This is a genomic window from Vibrio intestinalis (genome assembly GCF_025195085.2).
Lineage (GTDB): Bacteria > Pseudomonadota > Gammaproteobacteria > Enterobacterales > Vibrionaceae > Vibrio > Vibrio intestinalis.
Genome location: NZ_JANAVY020000001.1, coordinates 474,830 through 495,544, shown reverse-complemented (window position 1 = coordinate 495,544; position 20,715 = coordinate 474,830). Strand labels below are relative to the sequence as shown.

Genomic DNA, 20,715 nt, shown 5'->3' with positions numbered 1-20,715 from the left:
TTGTAGGTATTTATGTCAAACCCAAATTTACTCGCGTTGCGAGACAAACGTTTCATGCATCAGGTGTGGACGTTAACCAAACCTTTCTGGGGTAGTAGTGAAAAACGAGTAGCATGGGCACTATTGCTCAGTGTCGTTGCGCTCAATTATCTGATTGTCGAAGTCGCGGTACTTTACAGTAATTGGAACCGAGATTTCTTTAACCTGATGCAAAATGAAGAGTGGCACAATTTCTGGCCAATGTTGGCAACGTTTGTTGTCATTATGGGAGGCTATACCATTGTGGATTTAGCCGAAGAGTATTTGAGACGAACGTTGCGTATTCGTTGGCGTCGATGGCTAACCCATACTTATCTTAGCAATTGGCTGGGCGGGCAGCGCCTTTATCGTCATCAGCTTGCTTACCCAAGTAGCGATAACCCAGACCAGCGTATCTCTCAAGATATTCGTGATTTCTGCGACCAAACATTATCTATGGGGCTGGGGCTACTGAGAACGATAACGAGCTTGTTTTCATTCACCATTATCTTATGGAATTTATCAGGCAGCTTAGAGTTTGAGTTTGCCGGTAATCAGTGGGTTATTCCGGGTTATATGGTTTGGGTTGCGATTGTTTATTCGGTCATCGGAACGTGGTTGACGCACAAGATCGCTAAACGACTAATTCCGCTTAACTTTGAGCAAGAAAAGAGCGAAGCAGACTTTCGTTTTCATCTAATGCGAGTGCGCGAGCACGCTGAATCAATTGCATTGCAGCGTGGCGAAGAGGCAGAGAACCTACGTACTCAACAGTTGTTTAGTAAGATTTGGCATAACTGGCAGCACCTAACCGGAATGAAACTGAAGTATGGTGCGTTCAATAGTGGTTATAACGAAATTGCCCGTATTTTCCCCTATTTAGTAGCGTCACCACGCCTGATGAGTGGCGCACTACAGCTAGGTGACATGATGCAAACAGCCACAGGTTTTTATCGTGTGCAAGAAGCGTTCAGCTGGTTTGTGGATTCTTATGAGTCAGTTGCTGACTGGAAAGCAGTAACGGACCGTTTAATTACCTTTGAAACTCAGTTAGAGACATTGCCTGACCAAAGCGATATAGGCGTATCGGATAACCCAACGTGGTCGAACTTCAATTTATATACCCCGAGCTACAAAGACCTCTTGAAGCATCAAAGCGGTGAGATCACTGCGTCGACCGTTATCAAAGGCAAATCAGGTAGCGGAAAAACCACGTTATTTAGAACATTTGCGGGTGTGTGGCCTTACCACACAGGGCAGGTTTCAATGCCAGCGCAAGACGATTGCATGTTTGTACCGCAAAAGCCTTATTTGCCCAATGCGACCTTGAAACAGGTGCTTATTTACCCGAAACCAGAGTTTGATGGTGCACACCAAGAACTGGTGGAGGCGCTTCACCTTGCCGAACTGCCAGAGCTAGCTGCGGAGTTAGATAGTGTCAGCAATTGGCAGCAAAGATTATCTGGCGGTGAGCTACAAAAGATCATGCTGGCTAAATGTTTAGTCAATAAGCCCAAATGGCTGTTTTTAGATGAGTCTTTGTCTGCATTAGACCCTGAGAGTTACGTTCAGATGAAACAAGTGATCGCCGAGCAATTACACGCGACTCGCGTCGTAGAAATTACTCATAAAGAGCAAGCGACCGCTCAGTCTGAGTTGGTATTAAATTCAAAAGTACAAGCAATATTAAACGCATGAAAAATTATAAAATTGCATTGCTAAGTCTTGTTATTGGCTTAGCGGGTTGTAAGAGCATACAACAACAAAACCTACCGACGGAGCTTACGTTCGACTCGCAAGTGATGACGGGGGAGTTAGAAAATGGCTTCAAGTACTACATTGCAGATAACCAAACTCCAGAAGATCGAGTATATATCCGCTTCGTGGTTAACGCTGGTTCGATGAACGAAGATGATGATCAGCGTGGTGTTGCCCATATTGTTGAGCATATGGCATTTAACGGTACTAAAAACTATCCAGGCAACCAAGTGATCTCTGAGCTTGAAAAAGCGGGAATGAAGTTTGGCGCAGACATCAACGCATTCACTGACTTTGAGAACACGGTCTATACCTTAAATTTACCGAGTAATGATACGAAGACTATTGATCTTGCATTAGATATCGTGACTGATTGGGCGGGTAATGTGACCATGCTTAAAGGTGATTTGGATGCAGAGCGCGGAATTGTACTTGAAGAGTGGCGTGCTCGACTTGGACCTATGTTGCGTTTAGGTGATAAAAAAAGTGCGATCGAAATGGCTGGGTCTCGTTATGTTGAACGCGACCCGATTGGTGACCCAAAGACGATAAAAACCGTTTCCAAATATCGAGTGGCCGATTTTTATCACCGTTGGTATCGCCCTGACAATATGTCCATCGTGGTGGTCGGTGATATCGATGAAAAGGTTATTCTAAAAAAAGTACAACAAAGACTTTCGGCCCAAGCTAAGCCTCAAAGTGAGCTAGAAAGTGTCGATTACAGTATTCCACTAAAAAAACATTGGCGAACAGCAAGCGTGAGTGAGCCGGGTATTTCAACGCCGTCAGTTGAACTCAGCTTTTTCTCTGACTTTGAGCCGGAAAATACTGTTGCGAGATATCGCCAAGATTTAGTTAGCCAAATTGCGACGCGTTTGCTGAATGTGCGTCTTCAACGTTGGGAGCAAAATGACGATCATTCGATCAGCTCAGCCAATTTCTATTCGTCTAACTTAGGTCGTGAAACTAGCCAATCTGTGTTTTCACTGCAACTTTCAGTGCCGGATTATCAAGACGCGACTCAGCAGTTATTCGATTTTATCGCCCAAGTACAACAGCATGGCTTTAGTGATGCCGAAGTGAAAGGAGAGATAAAACGTCTGCAACGATTGGTTGAATCAAGCAAAGACGACAAGCAATACAGTATTGATTTAGCGGGAGATTTGATGATGTCTGCGGCAAGTGGACAATTGTTGATTAACCCTGAAGATCAATATCGTCTGAATCAACAACTGCTTAGCTTGATTACTAGCGAAGAAGTGAATCAGCAGTTGAAAGCAATCTTTGAGCCCCAATCTCGCTTGTTACTGACTACCCACCCGATTAGTGAAGAGCAGCAAGCATTACCTGTTAATCACGTTGAGTCGTGGTGGAAAAGCTCAATGGCCGAGTCGCAACCTCAATGGTCTATTGATGAGAATAGCGCTCAATTACCTATTTTGGATTTAACATCAGGTACGGTTAAGAAAGAGAAGCAATGGGCGAAGTACCGCCTTACTGAATATCGCTTAAGCAATGGTAGCAAGTTGATTTACCGCTACAGTGATAGCAATCCTGGTCAGGTTCATTTTAAAGCGCTGACAAAAGGTGGCTTACGTTCTATCCCCGCAGAGGATTACCATAAACTACGTATGGCAACATACCTTGTCGATGAAACCGGTGTGGGCGAATTGCCACTGCAAGATCTGCAAACCATCTTTAGAGGTAACCCTGTAGTGATGTCGACTTTGATGGGCAACTACCAACAAGGTTTCTCTGGTTGGGCAAAGACAGACAGTTTGAGCAAAATGTTTACTCTGTTCCACCTAAAACTAGGTCAGAACCTTGTATCAGAAAAAGCACTGAACCAGTACCGCGTTGAAGAAAGACAAGTGGGCTTAGATGCTGAAGATGAGTTTGTTCGTGATGTATCAGAACTGCGCTATCCAGGTATTGAAACGGTCTACAGTGAAAACAGCGATGTAGTAGAGAATATTAGTGCACAAGAGTTATCAGATGTGTACCAACACTATGTGGCAGATAAAACAGATTTTACTTACTTCATCGTGGGGGATATCGCACCGCGCGAGCTAGAAACGTTAGCAGCAAAATACCTTGCGTCAGTGCCTGTTCGTCAGCAAGAGCGTGAGCCAACAATGATAAAAGCGCAATCGCCGCAGCAGCGATTTACCGCTAAAACATCATTAGAGCCGAGAGCAGAAGTAGAGCTCTACCTCACCATGGATAGCCAGTGGAGACCAGATAACGCTTACTATTTAGAAATGGGTGGCGAGCTAGTACAAGAGCAACTGCGTTTAAAATTGCGTGAACAAGCGTCAGGGATTTACAGCGTATCTAGCTGGTTCTGGCAAGATGCAGACTCTGTTCAAGCAGAAGGGCGAATCCAATTTTCATGTGCGCCTGAACGTGTTGATGAGCTGCTTGCTTTAACTCATCAAGTATTAGAGCAAGTGTCTAAACAGGGCGTAGATGGCGAAGCTCTGGTAAATAAACGCGTTCAACGTCAAGACCAAATGGATCGTTATATTCGTTCTGATTTGGGCATGTTAGATGCACTTGAAAAGAGCTACATGCTAGTTGATAGCCCAGATTTAGTTCGCTCAGGCATTGTTGCTAATGAGAAAGCGACCAAAGCATCGGTTGATGCGGTGGTATTGCCTTTCTTGCGAAATGCTGAAGCCTTTGAAGCGGTATTAATGCCTAAACAATAAAACAAGATAGCTGTCAAAAGCTCTCAAATAATCGTTTGAGGGCTTTTTGTTTTTATGGGGTGAATATTGTCGATAAATCTTCGTCTGAAAATAAGAAAATGATTGCACTAAATATAGAGTGGTTACAGTTTTCTTATTTCTAACCAATGACAAATTTTTTAAATCAGGTAAAGTAACGGCCTTTGTGAGTAAATGCCTTTTAAGAGGCGAAATAAGCTTTAAGTAGGAAGAAAGATGATTCTAGTTGTAGGTCACAAAAACCCAGACAGTGATAGTATTTGTAGTGCATTAGTAGCAACTGAGCTACTAAAAGCACGTGGCGTTGAAGCAATGCCAATCCGTCAAGGCGAAATCAACCGCGAAACTCAGCACATCCTAGAAGTTGCTGGCGCAGAAACGCCGGAACTACGCACTTCTGTAGCTGGTGAGAAAATTTGGCTAGTAGACTACTCAGATCTAGCTCAAGCACCAGACGATGTGGCTGAAGCTGAAATCCTAGGTATCGTTGACCACCACCGTCTAGGTGATGTGATGACAGTGAACCCAATGGAAGCTTGGATCTGGCCTGTTGGTTGTACTAACACAGTACTATTCGGCATGTTCAAGATTGAAGGTCATGAAATCACTCCTCAAATCGCTAAGCTGATGATGTCTGCAATTTTGTCTGACACAGTAGGTTTCGCGTCTCCAACTTGTACACAAAAAGACAAAGATGCAGTGGCTGAGCTTGCAGAAATCGCAGGCGTAACGGACGTAGATACGTTCATCAAAGATCTTCTAATCGCGAAAACAAACATCGAAGGTCTATCAGCGGCTGAACTTGTAGAAAAAGATCTGAAAGGTTACCCATTCAACAGTCGTGACGTTGTTGTTGGTCAAGTTGAGCTTGCAACACTAGAGCAAGTTGACGGCATGATTGAAGAGCTAGAAGTCGATCTTGAGCGTCGTTGTAACGAAGAAGGCCTAGCATTTGCAGCTGTGATGCTAACTGACATCACTACAGCGCAAACTCGTCTGCTGTACAAAGGTGAGTGGGCAGAGAAGCTAGTTAAGCATGAGAAAGATGGCATGCTGATGATGGAAAACACGCTAAGCCGTAAGAAGCAAGGCTGGCCTTGGCTACAAAACGAGCTAGTGTAATTTAGCTAACGCTGATTAAGATTTAATACCCCAGTTGCTATGCAGCAACTGGGGTATTTTTTTGCGTAAAAAAGCCTGACTTTTACAAGTCAGGCTTTTCTTATTTAGTCGTCAGAAACGAGCTAGAATGGATAAGCAGTTAGTTGACGCGGCGCACTTGAATGATCATGCCCATAAGAGGGTGGTCAAGGAAGTGGGTTTCACTACTGCGCATACGACGTTTTTGGTCCATGCGATAGCTTTTAAGAAACTCTTCCGTGTGCACGGTTGGCGTAATTTCAGTCATAAAACCTGATTGAACTGTATTGCTAGCATTGTCGATATCGCTGATATTGATCTCACGATCTTCAAGCGTGACTTCACGTACGCTAGGCGCTTTAATGTCTAATTCCACATCTGCGTATAGGTAGTGCTCTACATAAACTTGGAACTTACCATCAAGCTCATACAGCGGGCCCGGGATCGATTGCTCTGTAACACCATCAATGACAGATTCGTTTGCCGAGCCTTTCTGAGAGCCGTCACGGTTAAATTGCGCAGAGTAATCTTTGCCACCGGTAATACGGAAAACAGGCGCTGATAGACGGCCACGGTCGCCTTGGCGCCACGCTTTGTGCATTAACACTTGAAAGCCCGCATGGTTACGCAGTTTCTGGGCTTGATTGGTTAGCCTATAGCTGGAGTGCGGTAGCATCCAAGCCCCTTTACGTGAGCGATAGTTAGAGTCACTAAAGCTCCCTACGTTGGTCATATCAATGTTAGGTAACGTGTTTGGCCAAGACTCAGTCGTCTGCTCGGCATCCACTGCACGTTTAAAAATGATCACTTCTATATCAAATTGTCGCGCAGCCCAACTTGGCATCGCAACAAAGAAGAGTAGCAGTGGGATCAGTTTTTTCATTACAACTCCGTATCGGGGTGATTCACACCCGTAATGTTTACTTTTGCTTTGGTAATAAATTCTGTTGGAATTCGTCCAACATGTCACTAACAAACTGAATTCGTTTACGTCTATCTACTAATGGTATCGCAAACTTAAACTTAGTTGGTCCGTCCATTGCAAATTTTTGAGGCTGAGATTGTAGCAGTTTCACTAGGAACATAGGGTTAATTTCAGCATCTGGATAGAACTCAATATATCCGCCTTTATCATGGGCTTCTATCTTTTTCACTTTCAACTGTGCTGCATCGAGCTTTAGCTCTGCAACAGACAGCAAGTTTTTAGTGGCATCAGGTAAAAGACCAAAGCGGTCTATCAGTTCAACTTTTAATTGATTCAGTTCATCAAGGTCATCAACACTGGCGATTTGCTTGTACATTGACAATCTTGTGTTGATATCAGGAATATAATCATCTGGTAGCAGTGCTGGCAAGCGCATTTCTACTTCAGTTTGCTCTCTGAGTAGATCGTCAAGCGATGGTTCTCTGCCTTCTTTGAGTGCTTCGACCGCTTGCTCCAGCATTTCCATATAGAGCGTAAAGCCCACGGATTGAATTTGTCCGCTTTGTTCATCACCGAGCAATTCACCCGCGCCACGAATCTCTAAATCGTGAGTCGCAAGGGTAAAGCCTGCGCCCAAATCCTCTAGAGAAGCGATTGCATCTAAACGTTTGATGGCATCTTTTGTCATCGCTTTTGGATGAGGTGTCAGCAGGTAAGCATACGCTTGATGGTGCGAACGGCCAACGCGGCCACGAAGTTGGTGTAACTGCGCTAAGCCAAGGTGGTCGGCTCTATCCATAATGATGGTATTCGCTGTCGGGACATCGATACCAGTTTCAATAATGGTGGTACAAACGAGCAAGTTAAAACGCTGGTGATAGAAGTCATTCATCACGCGCTCTAGCTCCCGTTCACGCATTTGACCGTGGGCAACGGTAATACGCGCTTCAGGAATGAGCTTTTCTAAGTCGGCTGCGACTTTCTCAATGGTTTCTACTTGGTTGTGTAAGAAGTAAACCTGACCACCACGCATAATTTCACGCAGTACCGCTTCACGTACTACGGCATCGTCTCGCTGACGAACAAAGGTTTTGATGGCTAAACGTCTTGCTGGTGGCGTGGCGATAATCGATAGATCGCGCATGCCACTCATGGCCATATTCAATGTACGTGGAATTGGCGTTGCGGTCAGCGTAAGAATATCGACATCCGCACGCATAGCTTTCATTTTTTCTTTCTGACGGACACCAAAGCGGTGTTCTTCATCGACAATCAGTAAGCCGAGATCTTTAAATTCAATGTCGCTAGAGAGCAATTTATGAGTGCCAACAATGATATCGACTTTGCCATCTTTAATATCTTGCAGTACTTGCTTTTGCTCTTTGGCACTTTTGAAGCGAGAAAGCACTTCAACGCGAATCGGCAAGTTAGCGAATCGGTCACGGAAGTTTTCAAAGTGTTGCTGAGCAAGCAGGGTAGTCGGCACTAAAACTGCTGTCTGTTTGCCGTTATCGGTCGCGACAAAGGCTGCGCGCATCGCTACTTCTGTTTTACCAAAACCAACGTCACCACAGACTAGGCGATCCATTGCTTTCGCTTGGCACATGTCTGACAGCACAGCATTAATCGCCATCGCTTGGTCGTCGGTTTCTTCAAATGGGAAACCAGCTTTGAAAGTGGCGTATTGGCCGCGGTCTAGGGCAAATTTATGGCCGGGTTTCAGCTCGCGTTTGGCGTAAACATCAAGTAGCTCAGCCGCAACATCACGGACTTTCTCAGCCGCGCGGCGACGCGCTTTCGCCCAAGCCTCGCCGCCCAGTTTATGCAGCGGTGCGCTCTCTTCGGCGCCACCTGAGTAGCGGCTGATTAAGTTCAGAGACGCAACTGGCACGTATAGCTTGGCATCGTTTTGATATTCAAGCGTCACGTACTCTGTTGTCATGCCGCCAGCTTCTAGGGTTTGTAGGCCAATGTATCGGCCGATACCGTGGTCGATATGTACCACGGGCTGCCCCGGTTTCAGCTCCGCTAAATTGCGGATAACTGCATCGCTATTGGTGGTTTTGCGATCCTTGCGACGGCGCTGAATAACGCGGTCGCCGAGCAAATCACTTTCACAGATGAGTGCAATTTCGACTTCATCGCTACTTTGCCCGTAGAGGAAGCCATGCTCAGCCGCACCGAGCACTAAAGTAAATTTCTCTTTATGCTCTAATGCTGCACAAAAATCTTCACATTCGATAGGGCGCAATTTGATACGTTGTAAAAGCTCTAGTAATGCTTCACGTCGGCCTTCAGATTCAACAGAGAAAATGACTTTGCCTGTGTAGCTTTCACTAAACTGGCGCAGAGCAGCCATTGGCTCTTTGTTTTGATGCTGAACGGCCAATTCTGGCAGAGCATGAACGTTAGCATTCACGCGGCCAGCTTTTTCCTTCAAAGATTCAATGTTTAATTGGGCTTGAGGGAAAGTCTTTATGTGCGAAAACAGTTCGTCTTTTTTCAGCCACAATTCTTGTGGTGGAAGCAGTGGACGAAGTGGGTCGACCTTGCGCTGATCGTAACGATAATCCACATCCGTTAAGAATGTATCTATTGCTGATTCAATATCGCCAAAGGTGATTAGCTGACTGTGCTCAGGAAGATAGTCGAATAATGTTTCTGTCTGTTCAAAAAACAGCGGTTGCCAATATTCGATACCTGCTGGCCAAGTCCCTTTCGTGACCTGCATATAGACAGACTCAGGCTCTCGGCGCGCTTCAAAGCGTTGACGCCAGCGAATACGAAAATCTTCAATGGCAGCTTCAGAGGTTGGAAACTCGTGCGCAGGCAACAGGCGGATCTCTTTAACGTCTTCGATAGAGCGTTGGTTCTCTGGGTCGAACGTTCTGATTGTATCGATCTCATCATCAAAGAAATCGATACGGAACGGGTCATGAGAGCCCATTGGGAACAAGTCGATAATCGAGCCGCGGCTAGCATATTCACCTGGACCAAACACTTGGTCGACATGGCGGTAGCCGGATTTTTCTAGCTGAATACGAAGTTTTTCAAGCGAGTAGAGATCACCTGCTTTGACCATTAGGGTGTGCTGAAGCAGAAAGTCTCGCGGTGATTGGCGTTGTAGCAGCGTGCTTATTGGCACTATGGTAATGCCATTAGCTTGCGTTGGCAGCTGGTACAAGCGGGCGATACGCTCAGAGATAATCTCTTGATGCGGTGAAAAGTTATCATAGGGTAGGGTTTCCCAATCTGGGAATAACGCCACCTCATGTTGAGTAAACTGTTCAATCTCTTGCTGTAATTTCAGTGCAGACTGAGGGTCTGGCGTTGCCAGTAATGTATGGCCTGAATGCTGTTCTGCGAGTTCGGCAATAGCGAGCGCAAGCGATGCACCAGTAAGGTTTCCGACCTGTTTTTTGTCACCGGCGCCCTGTGGGTTAACCAGTGACAGTAAAGATGGTTTAGACATGGTTATTTATTTTTCGCGGTTGAGCGAGCGTTGTCGTAGTAATTTTTGTTGTTGATACAGCGCAGCTTTGATCAATAAATCTTGGTCTTGGTCGCGCAGTAGGTCGTATTTCACCGAGATGGTGGTCTCGTCCTTATCCACCTGAGTGTCAAACACAATGCCGTAGCAGTAGATAGCTGCGGCTGGGTGGTCTAAGAATAGTTTAACTCGCACTTTTTGGCCTTGCTCTAAACCTTGTGCACTTTTATAGCTAAACTGGCTAGCACCAAACGAGGTGGTTTGGTGGCGAAAATCAGGGTTGTCTTGTTGTGACAACATAAAGGTCAATAAAAGGTTAAGCTTAGAGTTTTGGGTATCAAGCAATTGAATCACATGTTTGAAATCATTGCTTTTTAGTTCTGCACGGGCCGCGTCGTTAAGTTGGTCTAGTGAACTAAACTCACTCGCGACTAAAAATGGCGCAGGAATCTCATCTTGGAATTCTTCAATGGATGGGATACTAAAATCGTCAGCCAAAGGTTCGACATTGACGGTCAACTGATGGTGTACAGTGAAGTATTCTTGGTCTGACATGCAACTTTTCCTTTTATTAACACTCTGATTATCGTCATACTTTACAACTAATCAAGCGATACCCTTTTTGTTACGGTGATTTGCTACCTAGCTTCCGGATTGAGTTCAATAATTGGTCGTTTAAACACCGTAAGGTTTAAAGGTTGTATTTCATCACTTATTTTTGACCGTGTATTAGCAATTTAGGGCTATATGCGATCACGATTAATAGGTACAGTAGTCGCTATTACAAGTTTCTGGTTTTATTTATGTTTCATCCTGTCAGTACCTTTATCGGATTGCGCTATTTACGTGGCCGCTCTGGTGATAGGTTTAGCCGTTTTGTCTCTTATATGTCGACTGCGGGTATTACTATTGGAGTGATGTCATTGATCACCGTGTTGTCGGTGATGAATGGCTTTGAAGCTCAATTAAAAGGGCGCATTTTAGGTGTGCTACCACAAGCCGTTGTTTCTCAGCAAGGCGGCACCCCAGCAGAGGCGCAAGTGCCTGATTTTCTTCAGCAACTCTCATCTAAACCACCAGAGCCTATTGTACGTAGTGAGGCGGTGATTCAGAGCAGTCAACAATTAGCGGCTGGCTTGCTGATTGGCATTGACCCAAGTGAAGATGACCCTATACAACAACACCTTATTGCAGGCTATTTAGATAACTTGCAGGCAGGAAAGTATCGAGTTTTGCTTGGTAGCACACTGGCCCGCTCGTTGGATGTTAGACCCGGTGATAAGGTGCGCTTAATGGTGACGAGTGCCAGTCAGTTTACACCGCTAGGACGTATGCCAAGTCAGCGCTTGTTTACGGTGGCAGGTATTTACAATACGGGTTCTGATGTTGATAGCCAACTGATGATAACCCACATTGATGATGCTGCTCGATTAGGCCGTTTAAAGCGCGATACCATAAGTGGTTGGCGCCTGTTTTTTGATGACCCGTTCGTCGTGGCTGATTTGAGCCAGCAAACTTTACCAGAGGGTTGGCAATGGAGTGACTGGCGCGAGCAACGTGGAGAACTTTTCCAAGCAGTTAGAATGGAAAAGAACATGATGGGCTTGATGCTGGGCCTTATTGTCGGTGTGGCCGCGTTTAACATTATTTCAGCACTGATCATGGTAGTGATGGAAAAGCAGGCCGAGGTCGCTATTCTCAAAACCCAAGGCATGACCGATCGCCAAGTGTTGACCATTTTCATGGTTCAAGGTGCCAGTAGCGGCATCATTGGCTCTCTGTTTGGTGGTGCACTTGGTGTACTGCTGGCAAGCAATTTAAATTCTTTGCTAGAGAGCGCTGGTATTGCCCTTTTCGCGGTAGGTGGTTCACTGCCTGTTGCGATTAATCCTGTACAAATTTTCGTTGTGGTGACATTGGCCGTGATGCTTAGCCTACTTGCAACGTTGTTCCCTTCTTATCGAGCATCTTCAGTAAAACCAGCCGAGGCTTTGAGATATGAGTGATTTATTACAGTGTCAAAACGTGTGTAAGACCTACCACGACGGAGCATTAGACACTCAAGTCTTAAAAGGTGTGAGCTTTGATCTTAAGCGAGGTGAATTAGTCTCAATTATTGGTACTTCTGGGTCGGGTAAAAGTACGCTCTTACATATTTTAGGCGCGCTGGATGATGCCACAGAGGGTAACGTTACCTTTTTAGGCCAAGAGCTTTCAAAGCTGAGTTCTAATAAGCAGGCTAACCTGCGTAACAAACACCTAGGTTTTGTTTATCAGTTCCACCATCTTTTGGCTGATTTTAGCGCGTTAGAAAACGTCGCAATGCCGCTATTAATTGGTGGTATGAAAGTGGCGCAAGCAAAACAGAAAGCGCAGGCGCTACTGGAAAAGGTTGGTCTTGCTCATCGTGTTGACCATCGCCCATCAGAACTCTCTGGCGGTGAGCGTCAGCGTGTGGCGATCGCGAGAGCATTGGTCAATAGCCCTGATTTGGTGTTGGCGGATGAGCCAACCGGTAACCTAGACCATAATACCGCGTTAGCGATTTACGACTTAATGCGCGAACTTAATCGCGAATCTGGCACAGCATTTTTAGTTGTGACTCACGATGGTGAGTTGGCTGCCAAGATGGATCGCCAGCTGCACATGCAAGATGGCCTATTGGTTAATGTGGAGGGCGCGTAAGTGTTTTCCTCGTTAGCTCTATTTATTGGTGGCCGTTTTAGCCGCGCTAAGCAGCGCAATAAGATGGTCTCCTTTATCTCTCTTTCTTCTACCATTGGTATCGCGGTGGGTGTCGCGGTGATCATTATTGGTTTGTCTGCGATGAACGGTTTTGAGCGTGAGCTTAAAGATCGTGTGCTATCAGTTATTTCTCATGGTGAGCTGAGGGGTGTTCATGGCCCTTTGCAAAATTGGCCTAGCTTAGTTGAGCATGCCGAAAAACATGGCTCTGTGGAAGCCTCTGCCCCTTATATAAAATTTACTGCGTTAGCAGAAAAAGGTCAGCAGCTTAAAGCCATTGAAGTGAGAGGCGTTGAGCCAAGCCTAGAAGCGCGCGTTTCAAATCTGAGCAAGTTTATTGACTCTAGCGTTTGGCAGAATTTTCAAGCGGGTGAGCAACAAACGATTTTAGGCAGCGGCGTGGCAAAAACGTTAGGGGTAAAGGTTGGTGATTACATTACCCTGATGATCCCAACGACTGGCAATACCAGTAAGGTTCAAGCCCCAAGGCGTGTAAGAGTAAAAATCGCTGGCCTATTAACTTTAAACGGCCAAATTGATCATAACCTCGCTTTATTACCACTGGCGGACGCACAAGCGTACGCGAGAGTAGGTGATGGAGTAACAGGCATCGCGCTTCGAGTTGATGATGTGTTTAACGCAACACAAATCGTGCGTGAAGTTGGTAATTCATTCTCACAGCCTTTGTACATTAACTATTGGCAGCAAAAGTACGGATTTCTTCACCGCGATATTCAATTGGTGAGAACCATCATTTATCTGGTGATGATACTGGTGATTGGTGTGGCAAGCTTTAACATTGTCTCGACCTTGATGATGGCAGTAAAAGATCGTGCAGGTGAAATCGCCATACTACGTACAATGGGAGCCACTGATGGCCTTGTTAAGCGTATTTTTGTCTGGCAAGGCGTGTTTTCTGGCGTGCTGGGTAGCTTAATTGGTAGTGGTTTAGGTGTGATTGTGGCGTTGAATCTGACGAGTTTGATTAAGATGCTTGAGAGTGCGATGGGCCACCAGTTTCTTTCCGGTGATATTTATTTTGTTGATTTCTTGCCATCGCAAGTTTTTGCAACGGATGTGCTGTTAGTCTCTGGTACTGCAATTGTGCTGAGCCTGCTTGCGACTTGGTATCCTGCATCTAGAGCAAGCAAGCTTAATCCAGCTTCCGTGCTCAGCGCGAAATAGTGAGATAATACCAACTTGCTTTAGCCAATCATTAATCGCTTAAAGCATTATTGATAAAAGAAAAAAGGACCGAAAGGTCCTTTTTTAATACTTGTTCAACAGCGCTGTTAATCACTCACGTGTTGTGGCTTTGAATATTATGCTTTTCACGCCAATTCATTGGTTTTACGTTTTATCTTAAACGACGTTTTTGCCAACTGCGAACAACCGAATAACGCCATAGCCCTTTGATGCCAAAGTAACCCAGCATTGAAAAGGTGATTCCGCAGATCAAGCAGCCCAACAGGAATGGGGGACCAATGGTCGCCATTTGGCTAAGAATGAAATCCCAAGATAGCTCGAAATGGAAGGGCTGTGGAGGAACATGCATGACCCACGCCCCGACTTTGTACGCAAAGTAGAACAGTACCGGCATAGTAATCGGGTTACTGATCCAAACCAGAGCAACCGAAAGCGGTAAGTTAACACCACAGACAATGGCTAACCCCGCAGCCATGATCATTTGGCTCGGCAGCGGAACAAAAGACATAAACAGGCCGACTGCAAAAGCGCCAGCTGCAGAACGTCGGTTAAGGCACCATAAGTTCGGGTTATAAAGTACGTTGCCAAAAATCTTTAATGCCTTTTGACGCTTGATCGTCTCATGGTTAGGCATAAAGCGTTTGATGAATTTTCTTGGCATAGGGAAATATGGCTCTCTTATTTAACTATTGGACGCTCGTTTCGTTTGCGCTTGTTATCATTACTTCAGCCTACTGGCCAGTAATGCCTAACGGATACTGGCTTTTATTCTGCCTATTGTGGTTATTCGTTAGTGTTCAGTTTAGAAGACTTCGATGGGGTTGGGGTGCGATTGCCGCAATGATTGTTGTCATCACGAACGGAAACCTCATTCGCCACCAAATAGATACCCTTTACCGAGCAGGCCAGAATCTTACCATAAATGCTGAAGTTGACAGTCTTTTTAAACCAATAAATCGCGGCTTTCAAGGCATAGTCGAGGTTAAATCCATTAATGGGCAAAGATTAAGCTATTTCTCGCAATCGAAAGTAAAGTTGGTCAGTTCTTCACCGCTTGAGTTAGGCGATGAGGTGATGGCAAAAGTGAGGCTTAAACCGGTTATTGGTGTGCTCAATGAAGTTGGCTTTGATATAGAAAAATACTCAATAAGTCAGAGGGTTGTGGCAAACGTTTACCTGTTAGACTCAAGCTCAATGGTTGTTGTCAGTCGATATTCATACCGGCAAAAATTGCATGATTTAGTGCAGAGTTTGACCAGTAATTTAAGCAGTCAGCCGCTGATTATGGCGCTAACGTTTGCCGATCGAAGTTTGCTCTCTAATCCGCTTTGGCAGCAACTTACGCAGAGTGGTCTAAGTCATCTTATTGCTATTTCTGGGCTGCATATCGGTATCGCGTTTTTTATCGGCTGGTCAATGGGACTGATGTTGCTGCGTATTGGTCTCAAATGGCCAAATTGCGGCTATTGGATTGGCTTTGCTTGTGCGCTTTGCTATGCGTGGTTAGCTGGGTTTGGCATCACAACTGTTCGGGCTTTAATCATGCTGTTTTTGGTGATGAGCTTTTCGCTACTTCGCGTTCATACTCGCTCTAGTTACAAATGGCTTTTGATGGTGGCTATGGTTTTGCTATTTGATCCTTTTGCCATTTATTCCGTGAGCTTTTGGTTTTCCATTTATGCGGTGGGTATGATTTTCTTACTGCTTGCGAAAAAGTCGCACGTGCAATCATTTTGGCTGCGAGCAGTGATTATTCAAGTGGGGTTGGTCGCCGCTATGCTGCCTATAACGGCGGGCTTTTTTCATGGCGTATCGTTGGGCGGATTTGCCTATAACTTGATCTTCGTACCTTGGTTTAGCTTTGTTGTCGTGCCTTTGATATTTACTGCCCTTTGCGTAACTTTGCTATTTAGCGGAGTGAGTGAGGCTGCGTGGCAGTGGGTGGATATCAGTCTGAAACCGGTACTCTACATGCTGCAATACGCAGAGGTGAGTTGGCTGCACGTTTCCAACCAACATCTACAGTTATTTATCGCGGTTTTACTCTTGCTTGCAGTTTCACTCAAGTTGGGTAAACGAGCACTAGTCTTATGGTTGCTATGTTTGAACCATTTGTTTGTACAAGTAGAGGGTAAAGGTTTGAAAGCGGACTCAACCCCGAGTTCGGCTAAAATCAACTGGCGGCTAGATGTACTTGATGTGGGGCATGGACTTTCTGTACTCATTCAGCAAGAGCAACAATTTCTGCTTTACGACACAGGAGCGAGTTGGCCATCAGGTAGTTATGCTGACAGCATCGTTTCCCCGTTATTGATCAAACGCGGCGCAACGGAATTAAATCATCTGGTCATCAGCCATTTTGATAATGACCATGCCGGCGGGCTTTATAGCCTTGAACAAAATTGGTCAATCGCTCAGTTGATATCAAGCCAAAGGGTGGAGCATGCCCACTTTAGCCAATGTCGCCAAGGTAAACAGTGGCAGTGGGGAATGCTTGAGTTAACCGCCCTTTGGCCTCCCAAAGCAGTCAGCCGCGCCTATAATCCGCAATCTTGTGTGATTCGAGTTGATGACAAACAACATGGACATTCGGTACTTCTTTCTGGCGATATAGAATCAGTTGCTGAATGGATGTTATTGCGTAGCCCCAATCTGTTAGATGTGGATGTGTTACTTGTGCCGCATCACGGGAGTCGCACCTCTTCATCTATGGCGTTTATTAAAGCCGTTAGCCCTCAAATAGCGATTGCTTCGAGTGCTTTTCAAGGCCGATGGATGTTACCAAGTGAATATGTTGTGCAGCGATATGTTGATTCAGGTGCAATTTGGTATGACACCGGGCAAAGTGGCCAAGTCTCGCTACTATATAGGGGAAAAAATCGCCAAGTAACGACGATGAGAGCTTTGAAAGGAGGGGCTTGGTATAGGCAGATGCTGCGTAAGCGAGTAGAATAGAAAGATTAATGTAAAAGAATAAAGCAATTCTATGTCTCTTAATCAAGATGAAACTACGATGCAAACCTTCAAGCGCTTGTGGGCATATATTCGCCAATACAAGCTAGGTTTGTCAGTAGCTGTTGTTGCACTGGTAATAAACGCAGTCGCCGATACATATATGGTATCACTACTAAAGCCACTTCTTGATGAAGGCTTTGGTGACGTTGAATCTAATTTCCTTCGAATTTTACCGGCCATTATCTTCGGCATGATGGTACTTCGTGGTTTAAGTGGTTTTGTCTCTTCTTACTGTCTGAGCTGGGTATCAGGCAACGTGGTCATGTTGATGCGCCGCCGTATTTTTAGCCAGTTCATGCACATGCCAGTCTCTTATTTTGATAAAGAGTCTACAGGTGGCTTGCTATCCCGTATCACTTACGACTCTGAACAAGTCGCGGGCGCAACTAGCCGCGCATTGGTCAGTATTGTGCGTGAAGGCGCCAGCATTGTGGGCCTACTTGTCCTAATGTTTTGGAACAGCTGGGAGTTATCTCTAGTACTGATTGTGGTTGCCCCTATTGTTGCATGGGCGATTGGCGTGGTATCTAAGCGCTTTCGTAAGATTTCTAAAAATATGCAAGATACCATGGGCCATGTAACCTCTTCAGCTGAGCAGATGCTAAAAGGCCATAAGGTTGTATTGAGCTACGGTGGTCAAGAAGTCGAGCGTCAGCGCTTTGATGTAGTAAGTAATCAAATGCGTCAGCAATCAATGAAGTTGGTGGCTGCTCAGGCGATTGCTAACCCAGTAATTCAAGTGATAGCTTCTGTCGCTCTAGTTACTGTGTTGTTCTTAGCCAGTGTTGATTCTATTCGTGAAACGCTAACTCCAGGTACCTTTACTGTTGTGTTCTCTGCTATGTTTGGTTTGATGCGTCCGCTTAAAGCGCTCACCAACGTTACGTCAGACTTCCAACGTGGTATGGCAGCTAGCCAAACATTGTTTGCTTTGATGGACTTAGAGACAGAACAAGATAACGGTAAGTTCCAAGCTGAGACTGTACGCGGTGATGTATCGGTTAAAGATGTGACGTTCAGCTATGAAGGTAAAGAGAAGCCTGCGCTGTCTAATGTATCCTTCGATATTCCACAAGGTAAAACCGTTGCGCTGGTTGGTCGCTCTGGTTCGGGTAAGAGTACTATCGCGAATCTGTTTACGCGTTTTTACGATGTAGACTCAGGCTCAATCAGTTTAGATGATCGAGATATTCGCGACTACGCGCTGACTAATTTGCGCAGTCACTTTGCTCTAGTATCGCAAAATGTGCATTTGTTTAACGACACCATTGCTAACAATATTGCTTATGCGGCGACCGATGAGTACTCGCGTGAGCAAATTGAACAAGCGGCTCGTTTGGCTCATGCGATGGACTTTATTGAAAGTATGGATGAAGGCCTAGATACTGTGATTGGCGAAAACGGCGCGAGCCTATCTGGTGGTCAGCGTCAACGCATAGCGATTGCGCGAGCGTTGCTGCGAGATGCTCCGGTACTTATCCTTGACGAAGCGACCTCGGCTCTCGATACAGAATCAGAAAAAGCGATTCAAGCGGCATTGGATGAACTGCAAAAAGATAAGACAGTATTGGTGATTGCTCACCGTCTATCGACGATTGAAAATGCGGACCAAATTCTAGTGATCGATGAAGGTGAAGTCATTGAGCGTGGTAATCACGCTGAGCTTATCGTTAAGCCAGAAGGCGCCTACGCGCAATTACATCGAATTCAATTTGGTGCTTAAGTTTGATTGAAAATCTTTGGTTTAAGCCATCATTTTTCCACTATCTGCTGTGGCCACTGTTTTGGCCACTCAGCAAGTTGTTTGGTGCGATTAGCCGCTCTCGCCGCAACCAATATCAATCAGGGCAGAAAAACGCTTATCGAGCTCCTGTGCCTGTGGTTGTGGTGGGCAATATCACTGCTGGTGGTAATGGTAAAACACCGGTCGTGGTTTGGTTGGTAGAAATGCTGCAAGCACAAGGTTACAAGCCGGGCGTAGTGTCGCGCGGTTATGGAGCTAAAGCGCCAAGCTACCCTCTGCTAGTTGATAGTAAGACCTCGACTAAACATAGTGGTGATGAGCCAAAGCTGATTTTTGAGCGCACTGGTGCGCCAGTGGCGGTTGACCCTATTCGTGCTAACGCAGTGCAGGCATTATTACCATTGGGCGTTGACATTATTATTACCGATGATGGTTTGCAGCATTACGCACTCGCACGAGACATCGAATTTACAGTAGTGGATGGTAAGCGCCGTTTTGGTAATCAGCAGTTATTGCCCTTGGGACCACTGCGAGAAGGCGTCAGTCGACTTGAGGAAGTAGACTTTATCATTACCAATGGTGGTGATGCTGAGCAAGGGGAAATCCCGATGAGTTTGACCCCGAGCTTAGCGATAAACCTCAAAACCGGCGAGAAAGTCGAGGTCAATCAATTACCCGATTTGGTTGCGATGGCAGGTATTGGCCATCCGCCGAGATTTTTTAATACATTACAACAGCTTGGTGCGAAGGTTTCCTATACTCAAGGATTCGCTGACCATCAAGATTTTGAACTATCGCAATTGGATGCCTTGGCTGAAAAAGGCCAACATCTTATTATGACTGAAAAGGATGCGGTGAAGTGTGGGCAACAGGCGAAAGATAACTGGTGGTATTTGCCAGTATCGGCGACTTTCGCTCCACAAGATGAACAGCGTATCTTAGATAGAATTAAACAAACAAAGGAACATTATGGATCACCGTCTGCTTGAAATCGTTGCTTGTCCTGTGTGTAAAGGCAAACTGACTTACGATAAAGATAAACAAGAGCTGATTTGTAAAGTCGATCGTCTGGCTTACCCAATCAAAGAAGGTATCCCAGTGTTGCTTGAGCTAGAAGCGCGTCAAATGAGTATGGAAGAGGGACGATAATGTCTTTTACTGTTGTGATTCCTGCCCGTTACCAGTCAACTCGACTGCCGGGTAAACCGTTGGCTGATATTGGTGGTAAGCCAATGATTCAATGGGTGTATGAACAAGCGCTTCAAGCGGGTGCTCAGCGCGTGATTATCGCCACTGATGATGAGCGTGTAGAAAAATCTGCTCAAGCTTTCGGTGCGGATGTGTGCATGACATCTCCAGATCATGAATCCGGCACTGAGCGCTTGGCTGAAGTAGTTAAACTTATGGCGATTCCTGATGACCACATCATTGTGAACGTTCAAGGTGATGAGCCTTTAATCCCACCTTCGATTATCTCTCAAGTAGCGGATAACTTGGCTAAGAGCCAAGCGCCAATGGCAACGCTAGGTGTTGAAATTGAAGATGAAGCGGAAGTGTTCAACCCAAACGCGGTTAAAGTAGTTACCGATAAAGATGGCTATGCGATGTACTTTAGCCGCGCATCAATCCCTTGGGATCGCGATAACTTTGTCGACAACAAAGTGGTTCAGCCGTTGCTTCGCCATATTGGTATTTATGCTTACCGCGCTGGTTTCATTAATACTTACATCAATTGGCAGCCAAGTGCGCTAGAAAAAATCGAGTGCTTAGAGCAGCTACGTGTGCTTTGGTATGGTGAGAAGATTCACGTGGCAGTAGCGAAAGAAGCGCCTGCTGCGGGTGTGGATACCCCAGAAGATCTTGAAGCAGTAAGAGCGATTATTGCGAATAAATAATTGAAACGATGGTAGTGAAAAGGGTCTCGAAAGAGACCCTTTTTTGTGCG

The 20,715-nt window shown here is 45.5% G+C and carries 15 protein-coding genes, 1 pseudogene and 1 riboswitch; of the genes and pseudogenes, 12 read left to right on the top strand and 4 right to left on the bottom strand.

The window, feature by feature from the left end:
• Positions 1–12: 12 nt before the first annotated feature.
• The 4 genes and pseudogenes from MU515_RS02110 (at position 13) to MU515_RS20065 (ending at position 5,627) form a co-directional block, all read left to right on the top strand.
• Positions 13–1,716, top strand: a complete 1,704-nt coding sequence (locus MU515_RS02110; protein ID WP_260258722.1) for an ABC transporter ATP-binding protein/permease — start codon at positions 13–15, stop codon at positions 1,714–1,716.
• Positions 1,713–4,487 (top strand): M16 family metallopeptidase, encoded by a 2,775-nt coding sequence (locus MU515_RS02105; RefSeq protein WP_260258721.1) that lies wholly within the window; start codon positions 1,713–1,715, stop codon positions 4,485–4,487. The genes MU515_RS02110 and MU515_RS02105 overlap by 4 nt, the downstream gene beginning before the upstream one ends.
• Positions 4,488–4,721: 234 nt before the next feature.
• A pseudogene (locus MU515_RS20070) lies at positions 4,722–5,087 on the top strand (DHH family phosphoesterase); the annotation flags it as partial.
• A gap of 3 nt (positions 5,088–5,090) precedes the next feature.
• Positions 5,091–5,149: riboswitch (Fluoride riboswitch) on the top strand.
• A complete protein-coding gene (locus MU515_RS20065; RefSeq protein ID WP_432816124.1) occupies positions 5,133–5,627 on the top strand; it encodes a DHHA2 domain-containing protein in 495 nt (164 codons plus the stop codon). It overlaps the preceding riboswitch by 17 nt.
• 139 nt (positions 5,628–5,766) lie before the next feature.
• On the opposite strand, the gene MU515_RS02095 is transcribed toward MU515_RS20065, so the two are convergent.
• From MU515_RS02095 to MU515_RS02085, 3 genes are read right to left on the bottom strand one after another with little or no spacing between them, the layout of a single operon-like run.
• The gene (locus MU515_RS02095; RefSeq protein WP_260258719.1) at positions 5,767–6,528 is read right to left on the bottom strand and encodes a peptidoglycan binding protein CsiV; all 762 of its coding nucleotides are present in this window, start codon (positions 6,526–6,528) and stop codon (positions 5,767–5,769) included.
• A gap of 37 nt (positions 6,529–6,565) precedes the next feature.
• A complete protein-coding gene (mfd, locus tag MU515_RS02090; RefSeq protein WP_260258718.1) occupies positions 6,566–10,042 on the bottom strand; it encodes a transcription-repair coupling factor in 3,477 nt (1,158 codons plus the stop codon).
• Positions 10,043–10,048: 6 nt separating this feature from the next.
• Entirely contained in the window at positions 10,049–10,615 is a 567-nt protein-coding gene (locus MU515_RS02085) for a PilZ domain-containing protein (protein WP_260258717.1), read from the bottom strand.
• A gap of 248 nt (positions 10,616–10,863) precedes the next feature.
• Here MU515_RS02085 and lolC point away from each other — a divergent pair, with 248 nt between their 5' ends.
• From lolC to lolE, 3 genes are read left to right on the top strand one after another with little or no spacing between them, the layout of a single operon-like run.
• The gene (lolC, locus tag MU515_RS02080; RefSeq protein ID WP_260258716.1) at positions 10,864–12,066 is read left to right on the top strand and encodes a lipoprotein-releasing ABC transporter permease subunit LolC; all 1,203 of its coding nucleotides are present in this window, start codon (positions 10,864–10,866) and stop codon (positions 12,064–12,066) included.
• Positions 12,059–12,745, top strand: coding sequence for a lipoprotein-releasing ABC transporter ATP-binding protein LolD (gene lolD, locus MU515_RS02075; protein ID WP_260258715.1), 687 nt, complete (start codon positions 12,059–12,061; stop codon positions 12,743–12,745). The genes lolC and lolD overlap by 8 nt, the downstream gene beginning before the upstream one ends.
• Positions 12,746–13,990 carry a lipoprotein-releasing ABC transporter permease subunit LolE gene (gene lolE / locus MU515_RS02070; protein ID WP_260258714.1) on the top strand — a complete coding sequence of 415 codons (1,245 nt, stop codon included), beginning with the start codon at positions 12,746–12,748 and terminating at the stop codon, positions 13,988–13,990.
• A 172-nt stretch (positions 13,991–14,162) separates the two neighbouring features.
• Here lolE and MU515_RS02065 read toward each other — a convergent pair whose 3' ends face one another.
• Positions 14,163–14,672, bottom strand: coding sequence for a DUF2062 domain-containing protein (locus MU515_RS02065; protein ID WP_260258713.1), 510 nt, complete (start codon positions 14,670–14,672; stop codon positions 14,163–14,165).
• A gap of 8 nt (positions 14,673–14,680) precedes the next feature.
• Here MU515_RS02065 and MU515_RS02060 point away from each other — a divergent pair, with 8 nt between their 5' ends.
• Genes MU515_RS02060 through kdsB form a run of 5 tightly spaced genes read left to right on the top strand, consistent with a single transcriptional unit; the run spans position 14,681 to position 20,665 of the window.
• Positions 14,681–16,966 (top strand): DNA internalization-related competence protein ComEC/Rec2, encoded by a 2,286-nt coding sequence (locus MU515_RS02060; protein WP_260258712.1) that lies wholly within the window; start codon positions 14,681–14,683, stop codon positions 16,964–16,966.
• 31 nt (positions 16,967–16,997) lie between these two features.
• Positions 16,998–18,749 (top strand): lipid A ABC transporter ATP-binding protein/permease MsbA, encoded by a 1,752-nt coding sequence (gene msbA / locus MU515_RS02055; protein ID WP_260258711.1) that lies wholly within the window; start codon positions 16,998–17,000, stop codon positions 18,747–18,749.
• A 2-nt stretch (positions 18,750–18,751) separates the two neighbouring features.
• Positions 18,752–19,759, top strand: coding sequence for a tetraacyldisaccharide 4'-kinase (gene lpxK / locus MU515_RS02050; RefSeq protein WP_260258710.1), 1,008 nt, complete (start codon positions 18,752–18,754; stop codon positions 19,757–19,759).
• Positions 19,740–19,919 (top strand): Trm112 family protein, encoded by a 180-nt coding sequence (locus MU515_RS02045; RefSeq protein ID WP_260258709.1) that lies wholly within the window; start codon positions 19,740–19,742, stop codon positions 19,917–19,919. The genes lpxK and MU515_RS02045 overlap by 20 nt, the downstream gene beginning before the upstream one ends.
• The gene (kdsB, locus tag MU515_RS02040) at positions 19,919–20,665 is read left to right on the top strand and encodes a 3-deoxy-manno-octulosonate cytidylyltransferase (RefSeq protein ID WP_260258708.1); all 747 of its coding nucleotides are present in this window, start codon (positions 19,919–19,921) and stop codon (positions 20,663–20,665) included. The genes MU515_RS02045 and kdsB overlap by 1 nt, the downstream gene beginning before the upstream one ends.
• Positions 20,666–20,715: the final 50 nt, after the last annotated feature.